Origin of the sequence: Streptomyces sp. NBC_01216 (assembly GCF_035994945.1) — a bacterium.
In the GTDB taxonomy this organism is placed as follows: domain Bacteria; phylum Actinomycetota; class Actinomycetes; order Streptomycetales; family Streptomycetaceae; genus Streptomyces.
This window is the reverse complement of sequence record NZ_CP108677.1, coordinates 500,806-525,055: the sequence shown is the minus strand read 5'-3', so window position 1 is coordinate 525,055 and position 24,250 is coordinate 500,806. Positions and strand designations below refer to the sequence as shown.

Annotated in this window: 21 protein-coding genes; 16 read left to right on the top strand and 5 right to left on the bottom strand. The window is 73.3% G+C overall.

The annotated features are described in order from the left end of the window. The first annotated feature begins 90 nt into the window (after window positions 1-90). The 4 genes from OG393_RS02275 to OG393_RS02260 are packed head-to-tail and all read left to right on the top strand — an operon-like array spanning window position 91 to window position 3,319. Entirely contained in the window at window positions 91-846 is a 756-nt protein-coding gene (locus tag OG393_RS02275; protein WP_327372828.1) for an amino acid ABC transporter ATP-binding protein, read from the top strand. 43 nt (window positions 847-889) lie between these two features. Next, window positions 890-1,732 carry a glutamate ABC transporter substrate-binding protein gene (locus tag OG393_RS02270; protein WP_327372827.1) on the top strand — a complete coding sequence of 281 codons (843 nt, stop codon included), beginning with the start codon at window positions 890-892 and terminating at the stop codon, window positions 1,730-1,732. 10 nt (window positions 1,733-1,742) lie between these two features. Continuing rightward, window positions 1,743-2,408: an amino acid ABC transporter permease gene (locus tag OG393_RS02265; RefSeq protein ID WP_327372825.1), complete on the top strand. Its 666-nt coding sequence runs from the start codon at window positions 1,743-1,745 to the stop codon at window positions 2,406-2,408. Next, window positions 2,405-3,319 (top strand): amino acid ABC transporter permease, encoded by a 915-nt coding sequence (locus tag OG393_RS02260; protein WP_327372824.1) that lies wholly within the window; start codon window positions 2,405-2,407, stop codon window positions 3,317-3,319. Before OG393_RS02265 ends, OG393_RS02260 begins: the two co-directional genes overlap by 4 nt. Before the next feature lie 62 nt (window positions 3,320-3,381). Here the strand turns inward: OG393_RS02260 and OG393_RS02255 are convergent, their stop codons facing one another. Further along, window positions 3,382-4,128: an anti-sigma factor gene (locus OG393_RS02255; protein WP_442817394.1), complete on the bottom strand. Its 747-nt coding sequence runs from the start codon at window positions 4,126-4,128 to the stop codon at window positions 3,382-3,384. A 5-nt stretch (window positions 4,129-4,133) separates the two neighbouring features. After that, window positions 4,134-4,718, bottom strand: coding sequence for a sigma-70 family RNA polymerase sigma factor (locus OG393_RS02250; protein WP_327372822.1), 585 nt, complete (start codon window positions 4,716-4,718; stop codon window positions 4,134-4,136). A gap of 222 nt (window positions 4,719-4,940) precedes the next feature. Between OG393_RS02250 and OG393_RS02245 the strand changes: the two genes are divergently transcribed. Next, window positions 4,941-5,582, top strand: coding sequence for a fasciclin domain-containing protein (locus tag OG393_RS02245; RefSeq protein WP_327372821.1), 642 nt, complete (start codon window positions 4,941-4,943; stop codon window positions 5,580-5,582). An 88-nt stretch (window positions 5,583-5,670) separates the two neighbouring features. Here OG393_RS02245 and OG393_RS02240 read toward each other — a convergent pair whose 3' ends face one another. Continuing rightward, window positions 5,671-7,806 carry an MMPL family transporter gene (locus OG393_RS02240; protein WP_327372820.1) on the bottom strand — a complete coding sequence of 712 codons (2,136 nt, stop codon included), beginning with the start codon at window positions 7,804-7,806 and terminating at the stop codon, window positions 5,671-5,673. Window positions 7,807-8,104: 298 nt separating this feature from the next. Next, window positions 8,105-8,599 carry a MarR family winged helix-turn-helix transcriptional regulator gene (locus tag OG393_RS02235; RefSeq protein WP_327372819.1) on the bottom strand — a complete coding sequence of 165 codons (495 nt, stop codon included), beginning with the start codon at window positions 8,597-8,599 and terminating at the stop codon, window positions 8,105-8,107. 131 nt (window positions 8,600-8,730) lie between these two features. On the opposite strand from OG393_RS02235, the gene OG393_RS02230 reads away from it, so the two are divergent. Further along, window positions 8,731-10,356: an SDR family oxidoreductase gene (locus OG393_RS02230; protein ID WP_327372818.1), complete on the top strand. Its 1,626-nt coding sequence runs from the start codon at window positions 8,731-8,733 to the stop codon at window positions 10,354-10,356. Between the two features lie 243 nt (window positions 10,357-10,599). Then, entirely contained in the window at window positions 10,600-11,976 is a 1,377-nt protein-coding gene (locus OG393_RS02225; RefSeq protein WP_327372817.1) for a cryptochrome/photolyase family protein, read from the top strand. An 87-nt stretch (window positions 11,977-12,063) separates the two neighbouring features. On the opposite strand, the gene OG393_RS02220 is transcribed toward OG393_RS02225, so the two are convergent. After that, window positions 12,064-13,107: a MerR family transcriptional regulator gene (locus tag OG393_RS02220; RefSeq protein WP_327372816.1), complete on the bottom strand. Its 1,044-nt coding sequence runs from the start codon at window positions 13,105-13,107 to the stop codon at window positions 12,064-12,066. Between the two features lie 133 nt (window positions 13,108-13,240). Here OG393_RS02220 and OG393_RS02215 point away from each other — a divergent pair, with 133 nt between their 5' ends. The 9 genes from OG393_RS02215 (at window position 13,241) to OG393_RS02175 (ending at window position 24,167) form a co-directional block, all read left to right on the top strand. Next, complete coding sequence (locus OG393_RS02215; RefSeq protein ID WP_327372815.1) at window positions 13,241-13,834, top strand: sigma-70 family RNA polymerase sigma factor; 594 nt, start codon at window positions 13,241-13,243, stop codon at window positions 13,832-13,834. Window positions 13,835-14,161: 327 nt separating this feature from the next. Further along, the gene (locus OG393_RS02210; protein WP_327372814.1) at window positions 14,162-15,748 is read left to right on the top strand and encodes a molybdopterin-dependent oxidoreductase; all 1,587 of its coding nucleotides are present in this window, start codon (window positions 14,162-14,164) and stop codon (window positions 15,746-15,748) included. Window positions 15,749-15,778: 30 nt separating this feature from the next. Beyond that, complete coding sequence (locus tag OG393_RS02205; protein ID WP_442817247.1) at window positions 15,779-17,854, top strand: ATP-binding protein; 2,076 nt, start codon at window positions 15,779-15,781, stop codon at window positions 17,852-17,854. Between the two features lie 249 nt (window positions 17,855-18,103). After that, window positions 18,104-19,360 (top strand): NAD(P)/FAD-dependent oxidoreductase, encoded by a 1,257-nt coding sequence (locus tag OG393_RS02200; RefSeq protein ID WP_327372812.1) that lies wholly within the window; start codon window positions 18,104-18,106, stop codon window positions 19,358-19,360. Then, the gene (locus OG393_RS02195) at window positions 19,357-20,118 is read left to right on the top strand and encodes a DUF1365 domain-containing protein (protein WP_327372811.1); all 762 of its coding nucleotides are present in this window, start codon (window positions 19,357-19,359) and stop codon (window positions 20,116-20,118) included. Before OG393_RS02200 ends, OG393_RS02195 begins: the two co-directional genes overlap by 4 nt. After that, window positions 20,115-21,422, top strand: coding sequence for a cyclopropane-fatty-acyl-phospholipid synthase family protein (locus tag OG393_RS02190; RefSeq protein ID WP_327372810.1), 1,308 nt, complete (start codon window positions 20,115-20,117; stop codon window positions 21,420-21,422). The genes OG393_RS02195 and OG393_RS02190 overlap by 4 nt, the downstream gene beginning before the upstream one ends. Further along, a complete protein-coding gene (locus OG393_RS02185) occupies window positions 21,419-22,705 on the top strand; it encodes a cyclopropane-fatty-acyl-phospholipid synthase family protein (RefSeq protein ID WP_327372809.1) in 1,287 nt (428 codons plus the stop codon). Before OG393_RS02190 ends, OG393_RS02185 begins: the two co-directional genes overlap by 4 nt. Further along, complete coding sequence (locus OG393_RS02180; RefSeq protein WP_327372808.1) at window positions 22,702-23,511, top strand: DUF1295 domain-containing protein; 810 nt, start codon at window positions 22,702-22,704, stop codon at window positions 23,509-23,511. Before OG393_RS02185 ends, OG393_RS02180 begins: the two co-directional genes overlap by 4 nt. Continuing rightward, window positions 23,508-24,167 carry an alpha/beta hydrolase gene (locus OG393_RS02175; RefSeq protein WP_327372807.1) on the top strand — a complete coding sequence of 220 codons (660 nt, stop codon included), beginning with the start codon at window positions 23,508-23,510 and terminating at the stop codon, window positions 24,165-24,167. Before OG393_RS02180 ends, OG393_RS02175 begins: the two co-directional genes overlap by 4 nt. Window positions 24,168-24,250: the final 83 nt, after the last annotated feature.

The window sequence follows — 24,250 nt, the reverse complement described above, 5'->3', positions numbered from 1 at the left end:
GGCCCTTCCGGGGTGCGCGGGCCCGGCGCAGGGCGGAGCATGAACGTGGGGAGGCGGCGGTGACGGGGGCCGGTGATCCAGGAGGGTGCCATGCCCGCTTCGGAGGGTGGTGACGCGCTTGTCGTGCTGAGGAACGTCGACAAGCACTTCGGTCCGCTCCATGTGCTCCAGTCCATCGACCTCACCGTCGGTCGCGGCGAGGTCTTGGTCGTCATCGGCCCGTCGGGCTCGGGCAAGTCGACGCTCTGCCGTGCGATCAACCGCCTGGAGACCATCGACTCCGGCGAGATCTCCGTCGACGGGAAACCGCTCCCCGAGGAGGGCCGGGAACTCGCCGCGCTGCGTGCCGACGTCGGCATGGTGTTCCAGTCCTTCAACCTCTTCGCGCACAAGACGGTGCTGGAGAACGTCACCCTCGGCCAGATCAAGGTCCGCAAGAAGCCGAAGAAGGCCGCCGAGGAGCGGGCCCGGGCGCTGCTGGACCGGGTAGGAGTGGGTTCCCAGGCCGACAAGTTCCCCGCGCAGCTCTCGGGCGGCCAGCAGCAGCGGGTGGCGATCGCCCGCGCGCTCGCCATGGAACCCAAGGTGATGCTCTTCGACGAGCCGACCTCGGCGCTCGACCCCGAGATGATCAACGAGGTGCTGGAGGTCATGCAGCAACTCGCCCGGGAGGGGATGACCATGGTCGTCGTCAGCCACGAGATGGGCTTCGCCCGCTCCGCCGCCAACCGCGTCGTCTTCATGGCCGACGGCCGGATCGTGGAGGAGACGACACCCGAAGAGTTCTTCAGCAACCCGCGAAGCGACCGCGCCAAGGACTTCCTGTCGAAGATCCTCCATCACTGAGCGCGGCCATCCGCGCGCACCGGAGCCCCCAAGGGTGATGATCATGAACACGCATCAGCTCACCAAGGCCGGCGTCGCCGTCGCCGCCGCGATGGCGCTCTCCTTCTCCCTGGCCGCCTGCAGCGACGACGGCGGAGGCGACTCCGGCAGCGGCGACGGCACGATCACCGTCGGCATCAAGTTCGACCAGCCCGGCCTCGGTCTCAAGACACCGGACGGCACCTACACCGGCTTCGACGTCGACGTGGCCACCTACGTCGCCCAGCAGCTCGGCTACGACCCCGCCGACATCCAGTGGAAGGAGGCCAAGAGCGCCGACCGCGAGACCCTGCTCCAGCGAGGCGACGTGGACTTCATCGCGGCCTCCTACTCGATCAACGACGAGCGGGCGAAGAAGGTCGACTTCGCCGGTCCCTACCTGCTCGCCCACCAGGACGTGCTGATCCGCGCCGACGACGACTCCATCACCAAGCCGGCCGACCTCAACAACAAGAAGCTCTGCTCGGTCACCGGCTCCACCTCCGCGCAGAACGTCAAGACGCGACTGGCGCCCCAGGCCCAGCTTCAGGAGTACGGCGGCTACTCGGAGTGCCTGACCGGCCTGGAGAACGGAGTCATCGACGCCATCACCACCGACGACTCGATCCTGGCGGGCTACGCCTCACAGCCCGAGAACGAGGGTAAGTTCAAGCTCGGTGGCTTCAAGATGAGCAACGAGAACTACGGCATCGGCGTCCAGAAGGGCAGCGAACTCACCGACCAGATCAACGACGCTCTGGAGCAGATGGTCGCCGACGGCTCCTGGGACCAGGCGGTGACGGACAACTTCGGTCCCGCCGAGTACCAGAACGAACCCGCACCGGAGATCGGCGTCGTCGTCAAGTGAGTGGGCCGCCGTGTTCGACTTCCTCGAAGGGTACGACCTGCTGGGAGCGTTCTGGGTGACGGTGCAGCTCACCGTCTACGCCGCGATCGGCTCCCTGATCTGGGGGACGCTGCTGGCCGCGATGCGCGTCAGCCCCGTCCCCCTGATGCGGGGCTTCGGCACCGTCTACGTCAACATCGTCCGGAACATCCCACTGACGGTGATCATCGTCTTCACCTCCCTGGGCCTCTTCCAGACGCTGGGCGTCAGTCTCGGCGCCGAGGACTTCACCACCATCAACTTCCGCCTGGCCGTGCTGGGGCTGACCGCCTACACCGCGGCGTTCGTCTGCGAGGCACTTCGGTCCGGCATCAACACCGTGCCGCTCGGACAGGTCGAGGCCGCCCGCGCGATCGGGCTCGGCTTCTCGCAGACCCTCCGTCTCGTCATCCTGCCCCAGGCGTTCCGGTCGGTCGTGGGTCCCCTGGCGAACGTCCTGATCGCCCTCACCAAGAACACCACCGTCGCCGCCGCGATCGGCGTCGCCGAGGCGGCCCTGCTGATGCGGGAGATGATCGAGAACGAGGCGCAGCTGATCCTGATCTCGGCGATCTTCGCGTTCGGCTTCATCTGCCTCACGCTGCCGACCGGCCTCTTCCTCGGTTGGGTCAGCAAGAAGGTGGCGGTGAAGCGATGAAGGAGTCGCCCACCGTCCTGTACGACGTCCCCGGCCCGCGGGGCCGACGGCGCAACGTCCTCTACACGGTCGTCTTCCTGCTGGGCCTCGCCGTCCTCGTCTGGTGGGTGGTGGCGGGCCTCGCCGACAAGAACCAGCTCGCCTGGTCCAAGTGGGCGCCGTTCTTCACGGATTCCCGGACCTGGACCACCTTCCTGCTGCCCGCGCTGAAGAACACCCTGATCGCCGCGGCGCTCTCGATGGTCATCGCGCTGCCGCTCGGCGCGCTGCTCGGTATCTCCCGGCTCTCCGACCACGCGTGGGTGCGCGGCGCGGCCGGCACCGTCGTCGAGTTCTTCCGGGCCATCCCGGTCCTGATCCTGATGCTCTTCGCCAACGCCGCCTACGCGGAGTTCACCGACATCAGTCCCGAGACCCGCCCCCTGTACGCGGTCGTCACCGGCCTCGTCCTCTACAACGCGTCCGTTCTGGCCGAAGTGGTGCGGGCCGGCATCCTCGCGCTGCCGAGCGGCCAGACCGACGCCGCCAAGGCGATCGGCATGCGCAAGGGCCAGACCATGACGTACGTGTTGCTGCCGCAGTCGGTCACCGCCATGCTGCCGGCGCTGGTCAGCCAGCTCGTCGTGATCGTCAAGGACACCGCGCTCGGCGGCGCGATGCTGGGGTTCTCCGAGCTGCTGGCCTCGGTCCGGCCGATGAGCGCGAACTACGGAGCGAACACCATCGCCAGTTTCACGGTCGTCGCGGTGGTGTTCGTCGCCCTGAACTTCGCTCTCACCACCTTCGCGGGCCGGCTCGAACGGCGGCTGCGCCGGGCGAGGAAGTCCACGGGCGCGGTCGTCGGCGCCGACGCCGTCGCGGAACTCGCCACACCGGGCGAGCACGTCGGACGGGGCGACGACACGAAGTGACGTCGCCCCGTCCCGCGAAGGACGCCGGCGGTCGTCCGGCCTTCCTCGCGCCGCCCGTCCGGTCAGGTGGACGGGAAGGCGATCAGGGCCACCGGCTCGGAGGTGGGCTGCGGTGAGCCGCCCGCCGGTTCGACGGTGACGCCCATGCCCGACGCCTGGTTCACCGGTCCGGCCAGCAGCCGGGCCGCCGCCGGGGCGTCCGCGTCCATCAGACCCGCCGACCGCATCGTTCCGGCGTCGTCGTACCACAGCTGGTAGACCTTGCCACTGGGCGGCGCCGGCATGCCCGAGGCCGCGAACACGGCCTGGTTCAGCGAGGCGGAGACCACCACCGTGCCGACCGCGCCGTCGTCCAGCGCGGTGGTGCTCACCCGGGCGTCGGGCGCGGCCAGCACCGCCGCGACCGCGTCGCTCGCGCCGCGCGCCCGCTGGACCTCGCGCTGCGCGTCCTCCGCCCGCTGGTACTGCCACACGGACACTCCGCCCAGGGCGACGGCGCCCGCGAGGCAGGCGGCGAGTGCCCAGTGCGACAGGCCGCCGAACCGCCGCCGTCCGGATGCCGAGCGGGCCGCCGCGGTCGCCGGGGGTTCCTGCCGCACCGTCGCGATCCGCCGCATCACCTCGGCGCGCATCGTGGCGGACGGGGACGCGGCGACGGCGAGCCCGAGCCGGGTGACGGTCTCGGAGAGTTCCAGGACCTCCTGGGCGCACGAGGCGCAGTCCGTCAGATGGCGCTCGACCGCCTCGCGCTCCTCCGTGTCGAGGGCGTCGAGTGTGTAGGCGCCGGTCAGCGTGTGCGGATGCTCCATGGTGTTCACGCGCCCACCCCCAGGCAGTCACGAAGCCGGATGAGGCCGTCGCGCAGCCGTGTCTTGACGGTGCCGAGCGGCAGGGACAGCAGTTCGGCGACCTCACGGTAGGTCAGGCCGCGGTAGTAGGCGAGGTTCACCGACTGGCGCTGCAGCTCGGTGAGTCCGCGCAGGCAGCGCCGTACCTGTTCACGCTCCAGTCTGGTCTCCACCTGCTCGACCACCTCGTCGAAGGCCGTGGTGTGGTCCAGGAGCGCCACTCGTTTCTGCCGGTCGGACGACGCCTGTTCGGACCGGACGCGGTCGACGGCGCGGCGGTGCGCCAGGGTCAGGGCCCAGTTCATGACCGTCCCCTTCGAGGGCTGGTAGCGGGCGGCGGTCCGCCAGACCTCCACCATCACCTCCTGGGCGACCTCCTCCGACTGCGCCGGGTCGCGCAGCACCGTGCGGACGAGCCCCAGCACGGGTCCGGACACGGCCTCGAAGACGGCCGTGAACGCCTGCTGGTCGCCGCGGGCGACGCGTCCCATCAGCTCCGGCAGGTCCGGAGCCGCGGACGGCGCCCTGCCGATGTGCACGTTCTCTCTCACCGGGGAGATCCTCCAGGAAGTTACTCGGATACGGGACTGATTCGGAGCCGACGGGCAGCCGGATGGGCCGGACGGCGCGCTTTTTCCCGGCACGCGGGAAACCGGCTGGTCGCACGTGTTCGCACCACTCTTTCGGGCGACAGACCCATCCGGACGCGGGGTGTGCGCCGAATTGGGGGTGTGCTTCGCCGATGGGTGAGGCCCCATGACTGAGGAGTGACCATGAACGTCCAGATCTTCCGCCGTGCCGCCGTCGCCGTCGCAGCCGCCGTCGTCCTGCCGCTCGCTCTCACGGCGTGCTCCGACTCGGGTGACACGTCCTCGCAGGCCGCCGCGCCGGAGGCGGTCGCTTCGACGTCGGCCGACGCGGCGTCGTCCGACACTCCGATGGACGGTCCGTTCGGTCCCGCCTGCGCCTCCGTACCGGAGGACGGCGCGGGAAGCTTCGAGGGCATGGCCAAGGACCCGGTGGCGACCGCGGCGTCGAACAACCCCGCGCTGTCGACGCTGGTCGCCGCGGTCAAGCAGGCCGGTCTGGTGGACACCCTGAACACCGCCGAGAACATCACGGTGTTCGCGCCGACGAACGACGCCTTCGCCAAGATCCCGAAGGCGGACCTGGACAAGGTGCTCGCCGACAAGGAGACCCTCACCAAGATCCTCACCTACCACGTGGTGGGCGAGAAGCTGACGCCGCAGCAGCTGGAGAACGGCTCCTTCGAGACCCTCGAGAAGGGGGAGATCACCACCAGCGGCTCCGGTGAGAGCTACACCGTCAACGACTCCTCCAAGGTCGTCTGCGGCAACGTTCCGACGGCCAACGCCACGGTCTACATCGTCGACACGGTCCTGATGCCGAAGTAACACGCGGACCGGCGCCGGGCGCGCCGCCTCCGCCGTGTCACCGCGTGGTCCCGCGTACTCCGGGGACCACGCGGCGACGGCGTGCGTGTCACGCCGGGGGACGCGTGCCGCTCGCCGCCTCGGGCGTGGGAGTCCCGGCCTTCGTGCCGCGGCTGAGGGAGCCGGGCCACCACACGACGCGGCCCAGGTCCCGCACCAGGGCCGGTACCAGCAACGAGCGCACCACCAGAGTGTCCAGGAGAACACCGAAGGCGACGATGAACGCGATCTGCACCAGGAACGCCAGCGGGATGACGCCCAGGGCCGCGAAGGTGGCGGCCAGGACGACACCGGCGGAGGTGATCACGCCACCGGTCGCGGTCAGACCGCGTAGCACGCCCTCGCGGACGCCGTGCCGCAGGGACTCCTCGCGGACCCGGGACATCAGGAAGATGTTGTAGTCCACCCCGAGCGCGACGAGGAACACGAACCCGTACAGGGGGACCGAGGGGTCGGTGCCGGTGAAGCCGAAGACGTGCTCGAAGACGAGGGCCGCGACGCCGAGCGTGGCGAGGAAGTTCAGCGCGACCGTCGCCACCAGCAGGACGGGCAGCAGCAGGGACCTGAGCAGCCCGACCAGGATCACCAGGATGATGACGAGCACCACCGGCACGATCAGCATGCGGTCGCGCTCGGCGGTGCGCTGGGTGTCGTAGCGCTGCGCGGTGTAGCCGCCGACCAGGGCGTCCGCTCCGGGCACCGCGTGCACGCTCTCGCGCAGCGCGGCGACGGCGGACTCCGCCCGGACGCTGTCCGCGGCGTCCTCGAGCGTGACGTCGATCCTGACCCGCCCGTCCACCACCAGCGGCTCGCCGGCACCAGGGCGGCCCGAGGCGGTGACGGCGGCGGCGGAGTCGACCCCGGGCACCGCCTCGGCGGCGGCGATCACCCGATCGGCCGAAGGCGCGTCGGCGATCACGACGGCCGGGTTCCCGGCCCCGCCGGGAAAGTGGCGGCCGAGGGTCTCCTGGGCGGCGACGGAGGGCGCGTCGTCGACGAAGATCTCGTCCAGCGGGACCCCCTTGGACTCCAGGGCCGGGGCGAACACGGCGCAGGCCAGCAGTACGGCCAGGGTGCCCGCCCACACCTTGCGCGGCGCGCGGTCCACCCGGGCCGCCACGGTCCGCCAGATTCCCTGGCCGCCCTGGTCGGCCCCGGACGTCCGGGGCCTGGCGGGCCAGTAGGCGGCCCGGCCGAGCAGTACCAGGACCGCGGGCAGGAAGGTGAGGGCGCTCAGCACCGCGCAGACGATGCCGATGGCGCCCACCGGCCCGAGCGCGCGGTTGTTGGTGAGGTCGCTGAGCAGCAGGGCGAGCAGGCCGAGCGCCACGGTCGCGGCGCTGGCGGTGATGGGGCCGACCGATTGACGCAGCGCCGACCGCATCGCGGGGTAGCGGTCGCCGTCGCTCGCCGCCAGCTCCTCCCGGTACCGGACGGCCAGCAGCAGCGCGTAGTCGGTGGCGGCGCCGATGACCAGGATCGACAGGATGCCCTGGACCTGGCCGTCCACCCGGACGACCCCGTGATCGGCCAGGACGTAGACGATCGCGCAGGCCAGTCCCAGGGAGAACACCGCGCCGAGGATGATGACCAGCGGGAGCAGCAGGCTGCGGTACACGAGCAGCAGGATCAGCAGCACGGTCGTCAGTGCCACCGCGAGCAGGAGCCCGTCGATGCCGGCGAAGGCGTTCGACAGGTCCGCCCGGGTGGCGGCCGGTCCCGCCAGCCACACCTCCGTGCCCGGCACGGACGCGGCGGCGGACTCGATGGCGTCGAGCGTCGGGGCGAGTTCCTCCCCGAGGTCGGTGCGGAGCTGGACCACGCCGCGCAGGGCCAGGCCGTCCTCGGAGGGGAGCGCCGGTGACGGCGTGCCGACGACCCCCGGCAGGCCGTCGAGCGAGGCGAGCGCGCGGGTGGCGGCGGCCTGCCGCGCGGCGTCGAGCCGGGCGTCGTCGTCCGCCGTCCAGACCACGATCGCGGGCAGCGTCTCGTCCTGGCGGAAGGCCCGCTGCGCCTCGATCACCTGGGTGGACTCGGCGCTGCGGGGCAGGAAGGCGGCCTGGTCGTTGGTGGCGACCTCGCCGAGCTTGCCGGCGTATGGGCCGAGCCCGCCGCCGATGGCCAGCCAGACGATCAGCAGGGCGAGGGGCAACAGGCGTCGAGCCCAGCGTGCGGCGGTAGACATGGGAGCTCCAGGCATGTATCTCAAGGAATAACAATCTCAATGATTGAGAGAGATTGAACCACGGCGACCTGACGACACGGCATCGTGCCACGATCCCGCCGCCGAACCGGGGAACTCGGCCCCTGTCCGGCGCCGCTTCCGCCCCGACGGCACAGGCGGATGCGGGCGGCGGGCACGGATCGCCCGGAGGCGATGGGAAGGCGGGGAGGCGGGGAGGCGGGAGACGCCTCGGCGCCTGTCGGTCGAAGGCCACCCGGCAGGCTCTCAACTCATGCGGGGGAGTGAGGTGGACCGGCGGTCAGCGGCGCGGCGGTGTCAGCGCCCCGAGTTCCTCGTTCAGCGCGCCGAGGAATCGCAAGGCCACGGCCAGCTCGTCCCGGTCGAACCGGTGCAGCGCCCGGTCCGTCGCCTGGGCCAGCGGCATGAAGTAGCTGCGCGCGGCGGCCCGAGCGCCTTCCACGTAGTGCACATGGACGACCCGGCGGTCGGCGCTCTCCCGCGACCGCCGGATGTGCCCGGCCCGCTCGAGCCGGTCGAGACAGGCGGTGACGGCGCCCGACGTCAGCCCGAGCCGCTCCCGCAGCCGGCCCGGTGTAAGCGGCTCCGTGCTGTCGAGGACGACCGAGAGGGCCTGGACGTCCGTGGGATGCAGTCCCTGCGCGAGTGCGAAACCGTGGACGAGCCGGTTGATCTCCCCGTTCGTCCGCCGCAGCTCGACGGCGAAACGCTGCAGGTCTCCCGGCTCGCCCTCGGACCCGGCTCCGCCGGTCTCTCGTTCGTCAGTGCTGGCCACACGACCAGCCTATAGAAGCCGGTCCGCGCATCCGCCGCGGCGCCTGGCCGGGAAGAGCCCGGTGAGGCGCCCGCGACCGACCGTGGCGGGGTACCCGCCCCGTCACCTCCGCCCTCGGAACGGAGCTGCCCATGAACGACGCGGAAAGCACCCCGACTCCCCTCCGCTGCCTGGTCACCGGGGCCAGCGGGTACATCGGCGGACGTCTCGTCCCGGAACTGCTCGCCGCGGGTCACCGGGTCCGCTGCCTCGCACGCACCCCCGCCAAGCTGCGCGACCATCCCTGGGCGGGTGAGGCCGAGATCGTCCGCGGGGACGTCACCGACGCCGAGTCGCTGGCTCGCGCCCTCCGGGACATCGACGTCGCCTACTACCTGGTGCACGCCCTCGGCGGCGGTGGCGACTTCGAGCGCACCGACCGGCGGGCGGCGCACACCTTCGCCGAACAGGCCAGGGCCGCCGGTGTCCGGCGCATCGTCTATCTCGGCGGCCTCTCCCCGCGCGGCATCCCCGAGCGGGAACTCTCGCCGCACCTGCGCTCCCGCGCCGAGGTCGGCCGGATCCTCGCGAACTCCGGGGTGCCGACCACCGTGCTCCGCGCCGCCGTGATCATCGGTTCGGGTTCGGCCTCCTTCGAGATGCTCCGCTACCTCACCGAGCGACTGCCCGTCATGGTCACCCCGAGCTGGGTCCGGACCCGGATCCAGCCCATCGGTGTGCGGGACGTGCTGCGTTACCTCGTCGGCAGCGCGAGCATGCCGCCCGAGGTGAGCCGCTCCTTCGACATCGGCGGCCCCGACGTCCTCACCTACCTCGACATGATGCGCCGATACGCGTCCGTCGCCGGGCTGCCCCGGCGGCTGATCTTCCCCGTGCCGGTCCTCACCCCCCGCCTGTCCAGTCACTGGATCGGCCTGGTCACCCCGGTACCGCGGTCCATCGCGCGCCCGCTGGCGGAGTCACTGCGGTACGAGGTCGTCTGCGACGAGCACGACATCGCCGTCTACGTTCCCGACCCGCCCGGCACCCCCCTCTCGTTCGACACGGCGCTCGCCCTCGCGCTCCAGCGGATCCGCGAGGCCCGTGTCACCACCCGCTGGTCCTCCGCCGCGGTGCCCGGAGCGCCGAGCGACCCGCTGCCCACCGACCCCGACTGGGCCGGCGGCAGCCTGTACGCCGACGAGCGGGAGCGCTTCGTCGACGCGACGCCGCGCGCGCTGTGGCGGGTCATCGAGGGCATAGGAGGCGAGAACGGCTGGTACTCCTTCCCGCTCGCCTGGGCCGTCCGGGGGTGGCTCGACCGCCTGGTCGGCGGCGTCGGACTGCGCCGGGGCCGCCGGGACGCCTCCCACCTCAGGGTCGGGGACTCGCTCGACTTCTGGCGGGTCGAGGAGATCGAGCGCGGACGGCTGCTACGGCTGCGTGCCGAGATGCGGCTTCCGGGCCTGGCCTGGCTGGAGATGTACGCGGAGCGCGACGGCCGGGGACGGACCCGTTACCGGCAGCGCGCCCTGTTCCATCCGCACGGCCTGGCCGGCCACGCGTACTGGTGGAGCGTCTCGCCCTTCCACACCGTGGTCTTCGGAGGCATGGCACGGAACATCGCGCGGACGGCCGAGGCCGCTGAGGCCGCGGCCGGCGGCGACGAAGCGCCCGCGACGGAGGCGGGCACGGGTGCGTGGACCGGACCCACCGCCGCCGGCGCCGACCGGACGGGGGAGGGCGGGTCCCGCCCGCCGACCGGGACCGGACGGTGAGAGCCTGTCGGGTGGCCTCTGATCGGGTCGTCACCCGACAGGCTCTGAGACGCGGGGCAGGACACACGGACGGAACCCTGCCGCGGGCGCCCTGCCCCCGTCCCCTCCCGCTCGCCGCGCCCCGTCCGCATCCGGCCTCGTGCGCCGTGCCGAAGGGGCAACGCACATGTCAGCGCAATCCGATCAGCGGGCGACGCGAAGCGCCGAGCACCGCCCGGTGAACGAGCAGCCAGGAGTGGCACCATGAACGTCTCGGTCGTCCTGTTCACCTCGGACCTGCGGGTGCACGACCATCCACCGCTGAGGGCGGCGCTGGGCGGCGCGGGCGACGAGGTGGTGCCGCTCTTCGTCCGTGACCCGGCGGTCGACCGCGCCGGTTTCGCCGTGCCCAACCGGCTTGCCTTCCTCGCCGACTGCCTGGCCGGCCTCGACGCCGGGCTGCGGGAGCGGGGCGGCCGGCTGGTCCTGCGCACCGGCGAACTGGTCGAGGTGGTCTGCGAGGTGGTGCGGGAGGCCGATGCCGACGAGGTCCACATGGCGGCCGGCGGCAGCGCCTTCGCACGCGATCGCGAGGATCGGCTGCGCCGCGGCCTGGAGGCCGACGGCCGACGCCTGTACGTCCACGACGGCGTGGTCACCGCACTGCCCGCCGGCGCCGTGACACCCAGCGGATCCGACCACTTCGCCGTCTTCACCCCCTACTTCAGACGCTGGTCGGCCGAGGGGCTGCGCGAACCCCTGGCCGCGCCGCGCCGGGTCCCGGTGCCGACCGGAATCGGTTCGGAGCCACTGCCGGCCCGGCCGGACCCCGCGACCCTGTCGCCGGGACTGGCACGGGGAGGCGAGGGCGAGGGCCGCAAGCGCCTGACGTCCTGGCTGAGCGGGCACGCCGACGCCTACGAGGAGCGACACGACGATCTTCCCGGCGACGCCACCTCCCGCCTCTCCCCGTACCTCCACTTCGGTGCGCTCTCCGCGGCCGAGGCCGTCGACCGGGCCCGCTCGCGCGGCGGCGCGGGCGCGGACGCCTTCGTACGGCAGCTCTGCTGGCGGGACTTCCACCACCAGGTGCTCGCCGCCCGCCCCGAAGCGGCCGTGGAGGACTACCGGGGGCAGGAGGACCACTGGCGCCGGGGAAGCGAGGCCGAGGCCGATCTCAAGGCGTGGAAGGAAGGCCGCACGGGCTATCCCGTCGTCGACGCGGCCATGCGGCAACTCGCCCACGAGGGCTGGATGCACAACCGGGGCAGGCTGCTCGCGGCGTCCTTCCTCACCAAGTCGCTGTACATCGACTGGCGCGCCGGCGCACGGCACTTCCTCGACCTGCTGGTCGACGGCGACGTGGCCAACAATCAGCTCAACTGGCAGTGGATGGCGGGCACCGGCACCGACAGCCGCCCCAACCGGGTGCTCAACCCGGTGCTCCAGGGCAAGCGGTACGACCCCGACGGCGTGTACGTGCGGCGCTGGGTCCCCGAACTCGCCGGCATCGAGGGCGCCGCGGTCCACGAACCCTGGAAGCTGCCCGGTCTGGAGCGCGCGCGCTACGACTACCCCGACCCGCTGGTGGAACTCGCCGACGGACTGGCCCGCTTCCGGCACGCCCGCGGCAGGGACTGAACGCGCGGTGCGGCGCGGTCGGCCCCGCCTGGGCCTTCCCGCGCCCCTGACGGCTCCGGTCCCGGATTCGCGGGCCTTCGGCAGGGTTCAGAGCCCGGCCGGGGCGGGCCCCGAGCCGGTGTTCGCGGCCTCGCACAGGGTGCGCAGCAGGGCGAGCGCCTCGCGCAGCCCGCCGGGGCGCAGCATGCCGGGGCCTGCGGGCGGGCCGGCCCAGCCGGGGCCCGCGAGCAGGACGGTCGTCCGTGTCCGGGCGCCCTTCACGCCCCAGGTGGTGTCGGCGACGTGCCGGGCCAGCGGGTGGTTCGCGGTCGAGCGGGCCTGGGCCCACAGGACGACGGCGGCCGGACCGGTGCGGCGTACCGCCTGATCGAGCGCCTCGGGCGGCACCGCGGGGCCGAACATCCGTGTGGGCAAGCCGAGTTCGGCGAGCCCGGCGGTCAGGGCCTCCAGCGGGAGCGTGTGCTGTTCGTGGGGCACGCAGGCCAGCAGGACCGGAGGAACACCCGCCCGGAGCGACGGGCGGGAGGCGGTGCTCACGCGGCGCAGCGCGGTCGAGACGTGCCAGGACAACAGATGCTCGACCTCGACGTACCGGTCCTCCGAGGTCTCCCACTTGCGTCCCACCGCGTGCAGGGCCGGTGCCATCACCTCCTCCCAGGCCGCGACCAGTCCGTACTCCTCGATGAGTGTCCCCAGCATCTCGTCCATGGCCTGCGCGTCCAGCCGGACGGCCGCTCGGCCCAGGCCGCGGCACTCCTGGCGGGCCCGCCCCAGCGGCAGGCCGCCGCCGGCTCCGGACCCGCGTACCGTCCGGGCCGGGAGCGACGGCGCAACGGAGGGCCGCGGGACGGGCGCCGGCTCGGCGACCGGCAGCGGCCGCGGTTCCGGGCCCGGTCCCGTACCCGCCCGCGCGGCGCGCGCGGCCTCCGCCGGAGGGACGCCCGAGGCGGTCAGGCGGCACATCTCCTCCAGGACGGCGATGTCCGCTTGTGTCCACCGACGGTGCCGCCCGTCCTCCCTGGCCGCCGGACCGATGCCGTACCGCCGGTCCCAGGAGCGCAGGGTCGTCGGGGCGACCCCGAGACGCCGTGCCACGGCCCCGCTGGTGATGCCATGCGCGTGCTCGGTCATGGTTCCACCATACGACGCAGAATCGTTGCGAGTGGTATGGGAGGGATGGTGCGACGGAGTCTGGAGGAGTTCCGGTGTTCGGGACGCGTCAGCCGACCGGTGGATTCCGGTCCCTGTCCAAGGAGCCGTCACCATGACCGCACCCTGCATCACCATCCAGCCGTCGCCCGAGGACGAGGAACAACTGCTCGACCACGAGGTCGCCGCCGGGTTCGTGCGGGGCGACGAAGAGTGCCTCGCCGCCGCCTACCGGCGCTGGGGAGGTCTCGTGCAGACGCTCGCGGCCCGCAGCCTCGGAGACCTCCGGGAGGCCGAGGACGTGACCCAGCAGGTCTTCCTCGCCGCCTGGCGCGGCCGGGAGGGGTACCGGCCCGAGCGGGGACCGCTGCCCGGCTGGCTGGTCGGCATCACCCGCCGGAAGATCGCCGACGCCCTGTCCGCCCGCACCCGGCGGCGCGAGCTGGTCGCCGCGGCGGGCGCCGCCCTCCCTCAGGCCGAGGACCCCGCGGCCCGTCCCGACAGCGCCCTCGACCGGGTCCTCGTCGTCGGAGAGCTGGCCAAGCTCCCGCATGTCCAGCGGGAGGTCCTGGCCATGGCGTTCTACGGCGACCTCACCCAGACGCAGATCGCGGCCCGCACCGGCATGCCGCTCGGCACCGTCAAGAGCCACGCGCGGCGAGGGCTCCACCGGCTGCGCCACTGCCTGGCCGCGCAGCCCGGACAGTGAGTCGCGGCCCCGCTCGCCCCATGAAGCGCTGCGCGATCGGTGCGTACCGGATCGGAGTGCCTCGGGTGCCGGGCCCGGCCGCGTGGCCGGGCCCTCCCGACGGTCGCGGAAACCCCTGCCGGAGCCGCGCCCAGGACCCGGCCCAGGCGCTCCCGGCCGGGCGCTCCCGAGGAGGAGAGCGCGTCCCGCCCGGCCCGCTCTCGCCCACCCCCGGCGTGCGGCGCCCCCGGCGTGCCGTGCTCCGGCTGGACCACTCGCGCGCCGATCGGGTACACCTCGCGGGTGATTCCACCTCGCCGCGGCTCCTCCGGTGCCGTACCTTCCAGCATGACCACCTCAGCATCCCCCCGTGAGCCGACCCCGACTGACCGCCTCCTCGCCGCGCTCGGCGGTCTCCTGTCCGGTTTCGTCTCGCTGGCGGTCGCCGAACTCGTCGTTGCCGCGGCCCGGCCGGAGGCGAGCCCCGTCGCGGCCGTCGGCGGGGCGGCCATCGACCTCGCGCCCGTGGGGCTGAAGAACTGGGCGATCCGCAGTTTCGGCGAGAACGACAAGATCGTCCTCCAGACCGGCATCCTCACCGTGCTGGCCGTACTCGCCGCGCTGGTCGGAGTCCTCGCCCTGCGCCACCGCCTCGCCGGGGCGGCGGCCGTCCTCGCCTTCGGAGTGGTCGGCGCGGTCGCCGCCGTGAACCGCCCGGACTCCGACTCCTTCACGGACGCGCTGCCCTCACTGATCGGCGCCGTGGCCGGCGCGGCGCTGCTGTACGCGCTGATCGGGCGGCTACTCGCCCCGCGACCCGGGACCTCGCCGGATCGGGCCGCGTCAGCCGACCGCCGCGGATTCCTGCTGGTCGCCGCCTCCACGGCCGTCGCCGCCACCGTCGCCGGTGCGCTGGGCCGCGCCCTCGGCGGCACCCGAAGCCGCGACGCCGTCACCTCGCGCGACACCCTCCGGCTGCCGCGCCCCGCCTCCGCCGCCCCGGCGGTCCCGGCCGGCGCGCAGCTGCGGGTCCCGGGCATCAGCCCCTTCGTCACCCCGAACAAGGACTTCTACCGGGTCGACACCGCCCTCATCGTCCCGAAGGTCGACGCCGACGGCTGGCGCCTGCGGATCAACGGCCTCGGCGTGACAGGCGAACCGATGCTCAGCCTCGACGACCTGTTCCGCCGCGAGGTCGTCGAGCGGGACATCACCCTCGCCTGTGTCTCCAACGAGGTGGGGGGACCCTATGTCGGCAACGCCCGCTGGCTCGGCGTACGGCTCGCCGACCTCCTGCGCGAGTTCGGTGTCAAGGCACCCTCCGAGGGCGGCCCGGCCGACCAGATCGTCGCCCGCTCCGCGGACGGCATGACCATCGGCACCCCCGTCGAAGCGGTGCTGGACGGCCGGGACGCGCTCCTCGCCTTCGGGATGAACGGCGCCCCGCTCCCCTTCGAGCACGGCTTCCCCGTCCGCATGGTCGTGCCCGGACTCTACGGATACGTCTCCGCCTGCAAGTGGATCGTGGACATCGAGCTCACCACCTTCGACGCGTACGACGCCTACTGGGTCCCCCGAGGCTGGGCGGCCCGCGCACCCGTCAAGACCCAGGCCCGGATCGACACCCCGAGGTCCTTCGCGCGCCCGGAGGCGGGCACGGTCCCGGTCGCCGGCGTCGCCTGGGCGCAGCACCGGGGTGTCCGGCGGGTGGAGGTACGGATCGACGACGGCCACTGGCAGGAGGCCGAACTCGGAGCCGAGGACAGCCGGGACACCTGGCGCCAGTGGGTGTACCGGTGGCAGGCCGAACCCGGCCGGCACACCCTCACCGTCCGTGCCACCGACGGCACCGGACAGGTGCAGACCGAGCGGCGTGCCGGCACCGTGCCCGACGGGGCCACCGGCTGGCACTCCGTGGTCGTGAACGTCGTATGACCGGGGGAGCGGCCTCCGCTCGGGAGCGTCATGAGGGACACTGCTCTCGTGCGTGGACATCTACCGGACGAGAACACCGACTTCGTGGGACGTCGCGCGGAACTGGATCGGCTCTCCGCCGAGTTGACCGAGCATCGCCTGATCACCGTCACCGGGGTCGCCGGGGTCGGCAAGACCAGGCTCGCGCTGCATGTCGCCCGCCAGGCCGCGGGGGGCTTCCCCGACGGCGCCTGGTGGGCCGACCTGACCGCCCTGGACGGTGACCGGCTGCTCGTCGCGACCGTCTCCGACGCCGTGGACCTGTCGGACCACACACCCGGCATGCCGTCGGGCGCCCTGGCGGAATGGCTCGCCCCCCAGCGGCTGCTGCTCGTCCTCGACTCCTGCGACCATGTCGCCGAGCCCTGCGCGCGACTCCTCGCCGACCTGCTCGCCGCCGCACCCGCACTCACCGTCCTCGTCACCAGCCGGCGCCCGCTGGGCGTGGACGGCGAACGGGTGTTCACGCTCGAACCCCTGCCGTCCGGCGGCCGTGACGCCGTGAGCCTGCTGCGCCGGCGCGCGACCGGACAGCAGCGCGGCGGGACCGCGCGCCTACCCGGCCAGTGGCGCGCCGGTCCGGCCACCGAGATCTGCGTACGGCTGGAAGGCATCCCCCTCGCCCTGGAACTCGCCGCGGCCCAGATTCGCATCCAGGGCGTCGACGCGGTCCGCGCCCAGCTCGACTCCCGCTTCGACCTCCTCGTGCACGAGGAACGGGTATGGCCGCAACGCCACCAGACGCTGCGCGCCGCCATCGGCTGGAGCCATGAACTGTGCGAGCCGCTGGAACGCCTGCTCTGGGCCCGGCTGACCGTCTTCCGCGGCCCCTTCGACCTCGCGTCCGCCGGGTTCGTCTGCCAGGGCGGCCCACTCACCCCGGAGACCCTGCCCGCCGCCCTCGACGCGCTGGTCCGCTGCTCGGTGGTGCGCCGGGAAGGCAACCGCTACCGGCTCCTCGACACGATCCGCGAGTACGGGGCGGGCTGGCTGGAACGCCTCGGAGAGACGGAACGGGTCGCCGACCGGCACGCCGCCTCCTGCCTGGAGCTCGCCCGCCGGGCCGACGCCGAATGGCTGGGTCCCCGGCAGCTCTCCTGGTACAAGACGCTCGACGAGCGCCACACCGACCTGCGCACCGGCCTGGACCGTCTGCTGCGCACCGACCCGGACGACGCGCTCGCGCTGGTCGGCTCCGCCGCGTTCTTCTGGTCCTGCTGCGGCCGGCTGCGGGAGGCCCGAGACTACCTTGAGCAGGCGCTGCTGCTCAGCGAGACCCGCGGCCCCGACCGGGCCCGAGCGCTGTGGGCGCTTGGGGTGACCCTGACCCTCCAGGGCGACTTCGGACTCGCTCACGACGTCAGCGAGCGGTGCGCCCGCGAGGCGCGGCACGCCGAGTACGACGACCGGACCGGGCCGGGGGAGCGCACCCTGGACGCCGCCTACCTCGCGGGGCTGATAGCGCTGCTCACCGGCCGTCCGATGGCCGCGCTCGTGGTGGTCGGGCACGTCCTCGCCGCCGCGCCCGGCGCCCCCGCCGACTCGGCGGCACGGATGCGCTGCCACCTGGTCCGGGTCTTCGGCCTCACCGGACTCGGCCGCCTCGACGAGGCACGCGCCGAGGCGCTCGCCCTCCGGGCGGTCTGCCTCGACCTGGACGAGCACTGGACCCGTGCCTGCCTGGACTACCAGCTCGCCCTGACCGGCCTCCTCGGCGGGGAGCCCGCGTCCGCGGTCCGCCACGCCCGCGAGATGCTCGAGGGCAAGCGGCTGCTCGGCGACAGCTTCGGCGTCGCCCTCGGCCTCGACGTCCTCGCCGCCGCGCTCGCCGCCGACGGGGACGGCGAACTCGCCGCAGACGTCTCCGGTACCAGCGAGGCGTACTGGCGCTCCACCGGCCACCCCCAGCGCGGCATGCCCGAAATGCGCGACCTCCGCCTCAAGTACGAGACCACGGCCCGCGCGACGATCGGCTCCCCCACCTACGAGGAGATATTCCTGCGCGCCCTGTCCGGGCTCCCGCAGGACGGGCTCGACCGGGCCCTGCGCGGAGTGCCGCAGCACTGACCTGTGGACCGCGACCGCACCCGGCGGCCCGGCCCGCCGGAGGACGGCGTCTCGGCCCCGCCGTTGAACCGTCGGCCCGCGCGGAACGTACCCTTCGGCGCCGACGCCCCGTCCGGTTGCGCCGAGGAGCCGATCTCGGACCATGGAAGGAGATTCCCATCCGGCGGACGACCGGCTCCGAAGTACCGGTGAGGCACCCCGCACACGCAGACCGTGCGAGGGGCCGCGAGCCGCGAGGGGCTGAGGGACATGGACCGACGGAGAGTCGCTGTGGTGGGCGGGGGCGTGGCGGGGCTGACGGCCGCACACGTGCTGCGGAAGGCGTACGACGTGGTGCTGTACGAGGCGGACGACCGCCTCGGCGGCCACGCCCACACCCACGAACTGCCGACCCGGGACGGCGGCACGGTCCACGTGGACAGCGGCTTCATCGTCCACAACGAGCGCACCTACCCGCATCTGCTCCGCCTCTTCCGCGAACTCGGCGTCACCACCCGGGAATCCGAGATGAGCATGTCCGTCCGGTGCGACGGCTGCGGCCTGGAGTACGCGGGAGCCCGCGGACCCGCGGGACTGTTCGGCGGCGGCAACCTGCGGCGCGGACGCCATCTGCGGATGCTCGCCGAAGTGCCCCGCTTCCACCGCGCCGCACGACGACTGCTCGAATCCGGCGACACCACGCAGACCCTCGGCGAGTTCCTCGAAAGGCGCCGGTTCTCCCCCTACTTCGTCGGCCACTTCGTCGTGCCGCTGGTCTCGGCCGTCTGGTCCTGCGCCCCCGACACGGCCCTGCTCTACCCCGCCTCGTACCTGTTCCGCTTCCTGTCCCACCACGGGCTGCTGTCCGTCACCGGGTCGCCGCGGTGGCGGACGGTCGCGGGCGGGTCCGCCACCTACGTCGCGCGCGCGGCGAAACAACTCACCGCGGTCCGCACCGCCACCCCCGTCCGCGCCGTCACGCGGTCCGCCGGCCTCGCCCACGTCACCACGGACGACGGCGACACCCGGGAGTACGCGGCCGTCGTCGTCGCCACCCACCCCGACCAGGCACTGCGGCTCCTCGCGGACCCCACCGAGGACGAACGCCGGGTCCTCGGAGCCTTCACCTACTCCCGCAACCCCACCGTGCTGCACCACGACACCTCGCTGCTGCCCCGCTCGGAGCACGCGCGGGCCTCCTGGAACTACTGGCTCCCCTCCTGCGCCGCCCGGCCCGACACCGTCCAGGTCAGCTACGACATGAACCGGCTCCAGCGGCTGCCGACCGCCGAACCGCACATCGTCACCCTCAACGCGGGCGACCGCGTCGACCCCTCCGCCGTCATCGCCCGCATGGTGTACGAACACCCCGTCTACACCCCGCGGTCCGTCGCCGCGCAGCGTGAACTGCCCCTCCTCAACACCCCGGTCACCGCCTTCGCCGGCGCCTACCACGGCTGGGGCTTCCACGAGGACGGCTGCCGCGCCGGTGTCGCCGCGGCCGAGAGCCTGGGGGTGCGCTGGTGACCGCCCTCCCCGCCCGGTCGCTCGCGGCCCGCGTCCCCGCGCTCTACGAGTGCACCGTCGCGCACGCCCGGGTCAGCCCCGTCCGCCACGCCTTCCGCCGCCGGACCTACCTGTGGCTGGTGGACATCGACGACCTGCCCCGGCTGCCCCGCGTCCTGCGCCCGCTGGCCCGCTTCGACGCCCGCGACCACTTCGGCGGGAAGGCCCCCACCCTGCGGGCCGGGCTCCGGTCGTTCCTGCGCGCCCAGGGCATGACCCACGCCGACGGGCCCGTCGTCATGCTCGCGCACGCCCGGGTCCTCGGACACGTCTTCAACCCCCTGACGCTCTACTGGTGCCACGACCGCGCCGGAACACCCGTCTGCGTCGTCGCCGAGGTCCACAACACCTACGGCGAACGCCACTGCTATCTGCTCCGCCCCGACGAGCACGGCGCCGCCGACGTCCCGAAGGACTTCTACGTCTCCCCCTTCTTCGCCGTCGAGGGCTCGTACCGCATGCGGCTGCCGCTCCCCGGCGACCGGCTCGACCTGACCGTGCAGCTGCGGCACGACGACGGCACCCGCCCCTTCACCGCGACCGTACGGGGCAGGCACCGGCCCGCCGGACCGCGCGCGCTGCTCCGGCTCGCCCTGACCCATCCCTGGTCGACAGCCGCCGTGTCGGCCGGCATCCGCTTCCACGGCGTCCTGCTGTTCCTCCGCGGACTCCCGGTCCGCCCCCGCCCCGCCCACCCCACGCAAGAAGGCATCCTGTGACCGTCTCGTACTCCCCGACGCACCAGAGCGCCGCCCCGCCCGCACCGTGGGCCGTCGACCCGGAGCGCTGGCCGGACGTCGCCCACCCGCCCCGCGCGTCGGCGCCGCGCACCGCCGTCGCCCGGCGGATCATCGAACGCGCCCTCACCCGGATCCCGCTGCGGATACGGCACGGCGGCGACGGACACCCCACCGGCGGGGTCCCCCTCCAGACGGGCGCGCTGCCCACGCTCACCCTCCACCGGCCCGAGCTCTTCCACCGCCGGATCGGCGCGGACGGCCTCATCGGCTTCGGCGAGTCCTACATGGCCGGCGAATGGGACACCGACGACCTCGTCGGCACCCTCACCGTGCTCGCCTCACACGTCGACGACCTCGTCCCGGCCCCGCTGCGCCGCCTGCGCGGAGCCTGGGCGCGCCGCCGGCCCGAGCAGCACCGCAACACGCCCGAGGGCGCCCGGGACAACATCCACCGCCACTACGACCTGTCCAACGACCTGTTCACCCTGTTCCTCGACCCGAGCATGTCCTACTCCTCCGCGGTCTTCGCCGCCTTCCCGGCCTCGCCGGCCACCTTCACCGCCGCCCAGCACCGCAAGATCGACCGGCTGCTCGACCTCGCGGACGTCGGACCGGGCACCCGGCTCCTGGAGATCGGCACCGGCTGGGGCGAGCTGGCCATCCGGGCCGCGGCCCGGGGCGCCCGGGTGCTCACCGTCACCCTCTCCGAGGAACAGCGCGACCTGGCGCGCCGACGCGTCGCCGCCGCCGGCCTGTCCGACCGTGTCACCGTCGAACTCCGTGACTACCGGCACGTCCAGGGCTCCTTCGACGCCGTCGTCAGCGTCGAGATGATCGAAGCCGTCGGCGCCGAGTACTGGACGGCCTACTTCTCCGCCCTGCGCGGGCTCCTCGCCCCCGGCGGACGGGTGGCCCTCCAGGCCATCACCATGCCGCACGAGCGGATGCTCGTCACCTCCCGCACCCACACCTGGATCAGCAAGTACATCTTCCCCGGGGGTCTGATCCCCTCGCGCGAGGCCATCGCCCGGGAGAGCGCCGCGGCCGGACTGACGATCGTCGAGGACATCGGCTACGGGGACCACTACGCGGAGACCCTGCGCCTGTGGCGCGAGGAGTTCGACCGCCAGGCCGCCTCCGTCGCCGCGCTCGGCTTCGACGCCGTCTTCCGCCGCATGTGGGACTTCTACCTCGCCTACTCCGAGGCCGGCTTCCGCTCCCGCTACCTCGACGTCCGCCAGATCCTGCTCAGCGCCGACCCCACGCCGGAGACCGTCCGATGACCTCTGCAGCCCAGCTCCTGGCCGGTGCCCTCGCGCCCGTCTTCCCCGGCCCGCTCCCCGTCCGGCTGCGCGCCTGGGACGGCAGCGAGGCGGGCCCCGGCGACGCCCCCCTGGTCCTCGTCCGCACCCCGCGCGCGCTGCGGAGACTGCTCTGGCAGCCAGGCGAACTCGGCCTGGCCGAGGCGTACATCGCGGGTGAGATCGACGTCGACGGCGACCTCGGCGACAGCCTCACCCAGGTGTGGGAGTACGTACGGGAGCAGGGCACCGTCCGGCCCCGTCCCGCCGACCTCGCCCGCGCGGCCGGCGTCGCCCTGCGCCTCGGCGCCCTCGGCCCGAGGCCCGCCCCACCCACCGCCCCGCGTGCCGAACTCCGCGGCCGGCCGCACTCCACCGCCCGCGACCGCGCCGCCATCAGTCACCACTACGACCTGTCGAACGACTTCTACGAAGCCCTTCTCGACCCGTCGATGGCCTACTCCTGCGCCTACTGGACCCGCCCCGAGTCGCCTGGCTACGGCCTCGCCGACGCCCAGCGCGACAAGCTCGACCTCGTCTGCCGCAAGCTCGGCCTCGAACCCGGTACGCGTCTGCTCGACATCGGCTGCGGCTGGGGATCGCTGACCGTGCACGCCGCCCGCGCCTACAAGGCCGAGGTCACCGCCGTCACTCTCTCGGCCCGCCAGCGCGACGCCGTCCGGGACCGGGTGGCCCGCGAAGGGCTCGCCGACCAGGTCGACGTCCGGCTGATGCACTACCGCGACATCCCGGGCGGCGGTTACGACGCCGTCTCGGCGATCGAGATGGGCGAACACGTCGGCGACGCCGAGTACCCGGCGTTCGCGGCGCAGCTGCACGGCCTGCTCCGGCCCCGCGGGCGACTGCTGGTCCAGCAGATGTCCCGCGGCGCGAACCGACCCGGCGGCGGCGCCTTCATCGAGACGTACATCGCCCCGGACATGCACATGCGGCCGGTCGGGCAGACGCTGCAGCTGCTGGAGTCCGCCGGTCTCGAAGTCCGCTCCGCGGAATCCCTGCGGGAGCACTACGCCTGGACGATCGACGCCTGGCATCGGACCCTGGAGGAGGGGTGGGAACGCTTCGTCGACCTCGTCGGCGCGCCCACCGCCCGGGTGTGGCGACTCTACCTCGTCGGCAGCGGCCTGGCGTTCGCCCAGAACCGCATGGGGGTCGACCAGATCCTCGCGGTCCGCCCGGAACCGGGCGGCGCCGGCGGCCTGCCCGCGACACCGGTCTGGCACACACCCGGAGACGGACGATGACCCCGCTGGACTGGGACGCCTTCGGCTGGAATCTCGCCGGTTCGGCCGGCGCCGCGCTCGCCGTCATGCTGGTCACCTTCGCCGTCGCCACCGTCAAGGGACTGCACCGGATCGTCGACGTCGCCTGGGGAGTCGCTTTCGCCGCGGTCGCGCTCACCAGCTGGCTGCTGTCGGCCGGGTACGGCGACGAGGGCCGACGGCTCGCGGTCACGCTCGCCACCGCCGTGTGGGGACTGCGCCTCGCCGTGCACATCGCCCGGCGCGGACGCGGTCACGGCGAGGACCCGCGCTACGCCCGGATGCTCGCCCGCGCCCCGGGCGACCCGCGGCTGTACGCCCTGCGCAAGGTCTACCTCCTCCAAGGCGCCCTCGTCTGGCTGGTCTCGCTGCCCGTGCAGGCCGCCGCCTACCTCCCCGACGCGCTCGGGCCGACGGCCGCGCTCGGCCTGCTGCTGTGGGCCACCGGTCTGCTCTTCGAGGCGGTCGGAGACCACCAGCTCGCGCGCTTCAAGACCGACCCCGCCCATCGCGGCCGGATCATGGACCGAGGGCTGTGGAGCTGGACGCGGCACCCCAACTACTTCGGAGACTTCCTCGTCTGGTGGGGCGTCTACCTGCTGGCCTGCGCGAGCTGGCAGACCGCCGCCCTCACGCTCGTCTCACCCCTGGTGATGAGCGGCCTGCTGATCTGGGGCAGCGGGAAACGCCTGCTGGAGGCCCACATGGCGAACCGTCCGGGCTTCGCCGAGTACGCGGCCCGCACCAGTGGCTTCTTCCCGCGCCCGCCCCGCCGGGAGGCCGGATGACAGCCGGGGCCGATCACACGGAGGCGTCGGCGGGCCGCGGCCGGCCGCTCGTTCCCCGCACGTCTCCCGCCGTTCCGTCGGCGGCCGTGCTGCTGCTGCACGGCGGGCGCGCGGACGGCCTCGAGAGGCCGTCGCCGCTCGGCCTCGCCGCGCTGCGGATGCGGCCCTTCGCGGCGGCGATCACCCGCGCCACGCGCGGCCGGGACGTCCTGGTCGCCGAGGTGCGCTACCGGCATCGCGGCTGGAACGGCGACCGCCGCGACGCCGCCCGTGACGCGGAGGCCGCGCTCGCCCGTCTGCGGGAACGGGCCGGAGAGGTGCCCGTCGTGCTCGTCGGGCACTCGATGGGCGGCCGCGCGGCGCTCAGCGCCGCCGCCGACCCGCTGGTCCGCGGGGTGGTGGCGCTCGCCCCCTGGTGCCCGCCGGGCGAGCCCGTGGACCACCTCGCGGGCCGCCGGCTTTTCCTCCTCCACGACGAACGCGACCGGATCACCTCCGCGGCCGAGTCCTGGGTTTTCGTCCGCCGCGCGCGCCTCGCGGGCGCCGACGCCGTCGGCATCCCGATGGCCTCGGGCGGCCACGCCATGCTCCGGGGCGCGGGCGCCTGGCACCGGCGCGCGGCCGAACTGGCCGCCGGTCTGCTCATGTCGGGCTGACCGGACCGCGGACCGTCACGCCCCTCGCGGCCAGACTGTGTCCTCCGGAAGTGGATCACTGCCACGCTCCGGGGTGACCGCCC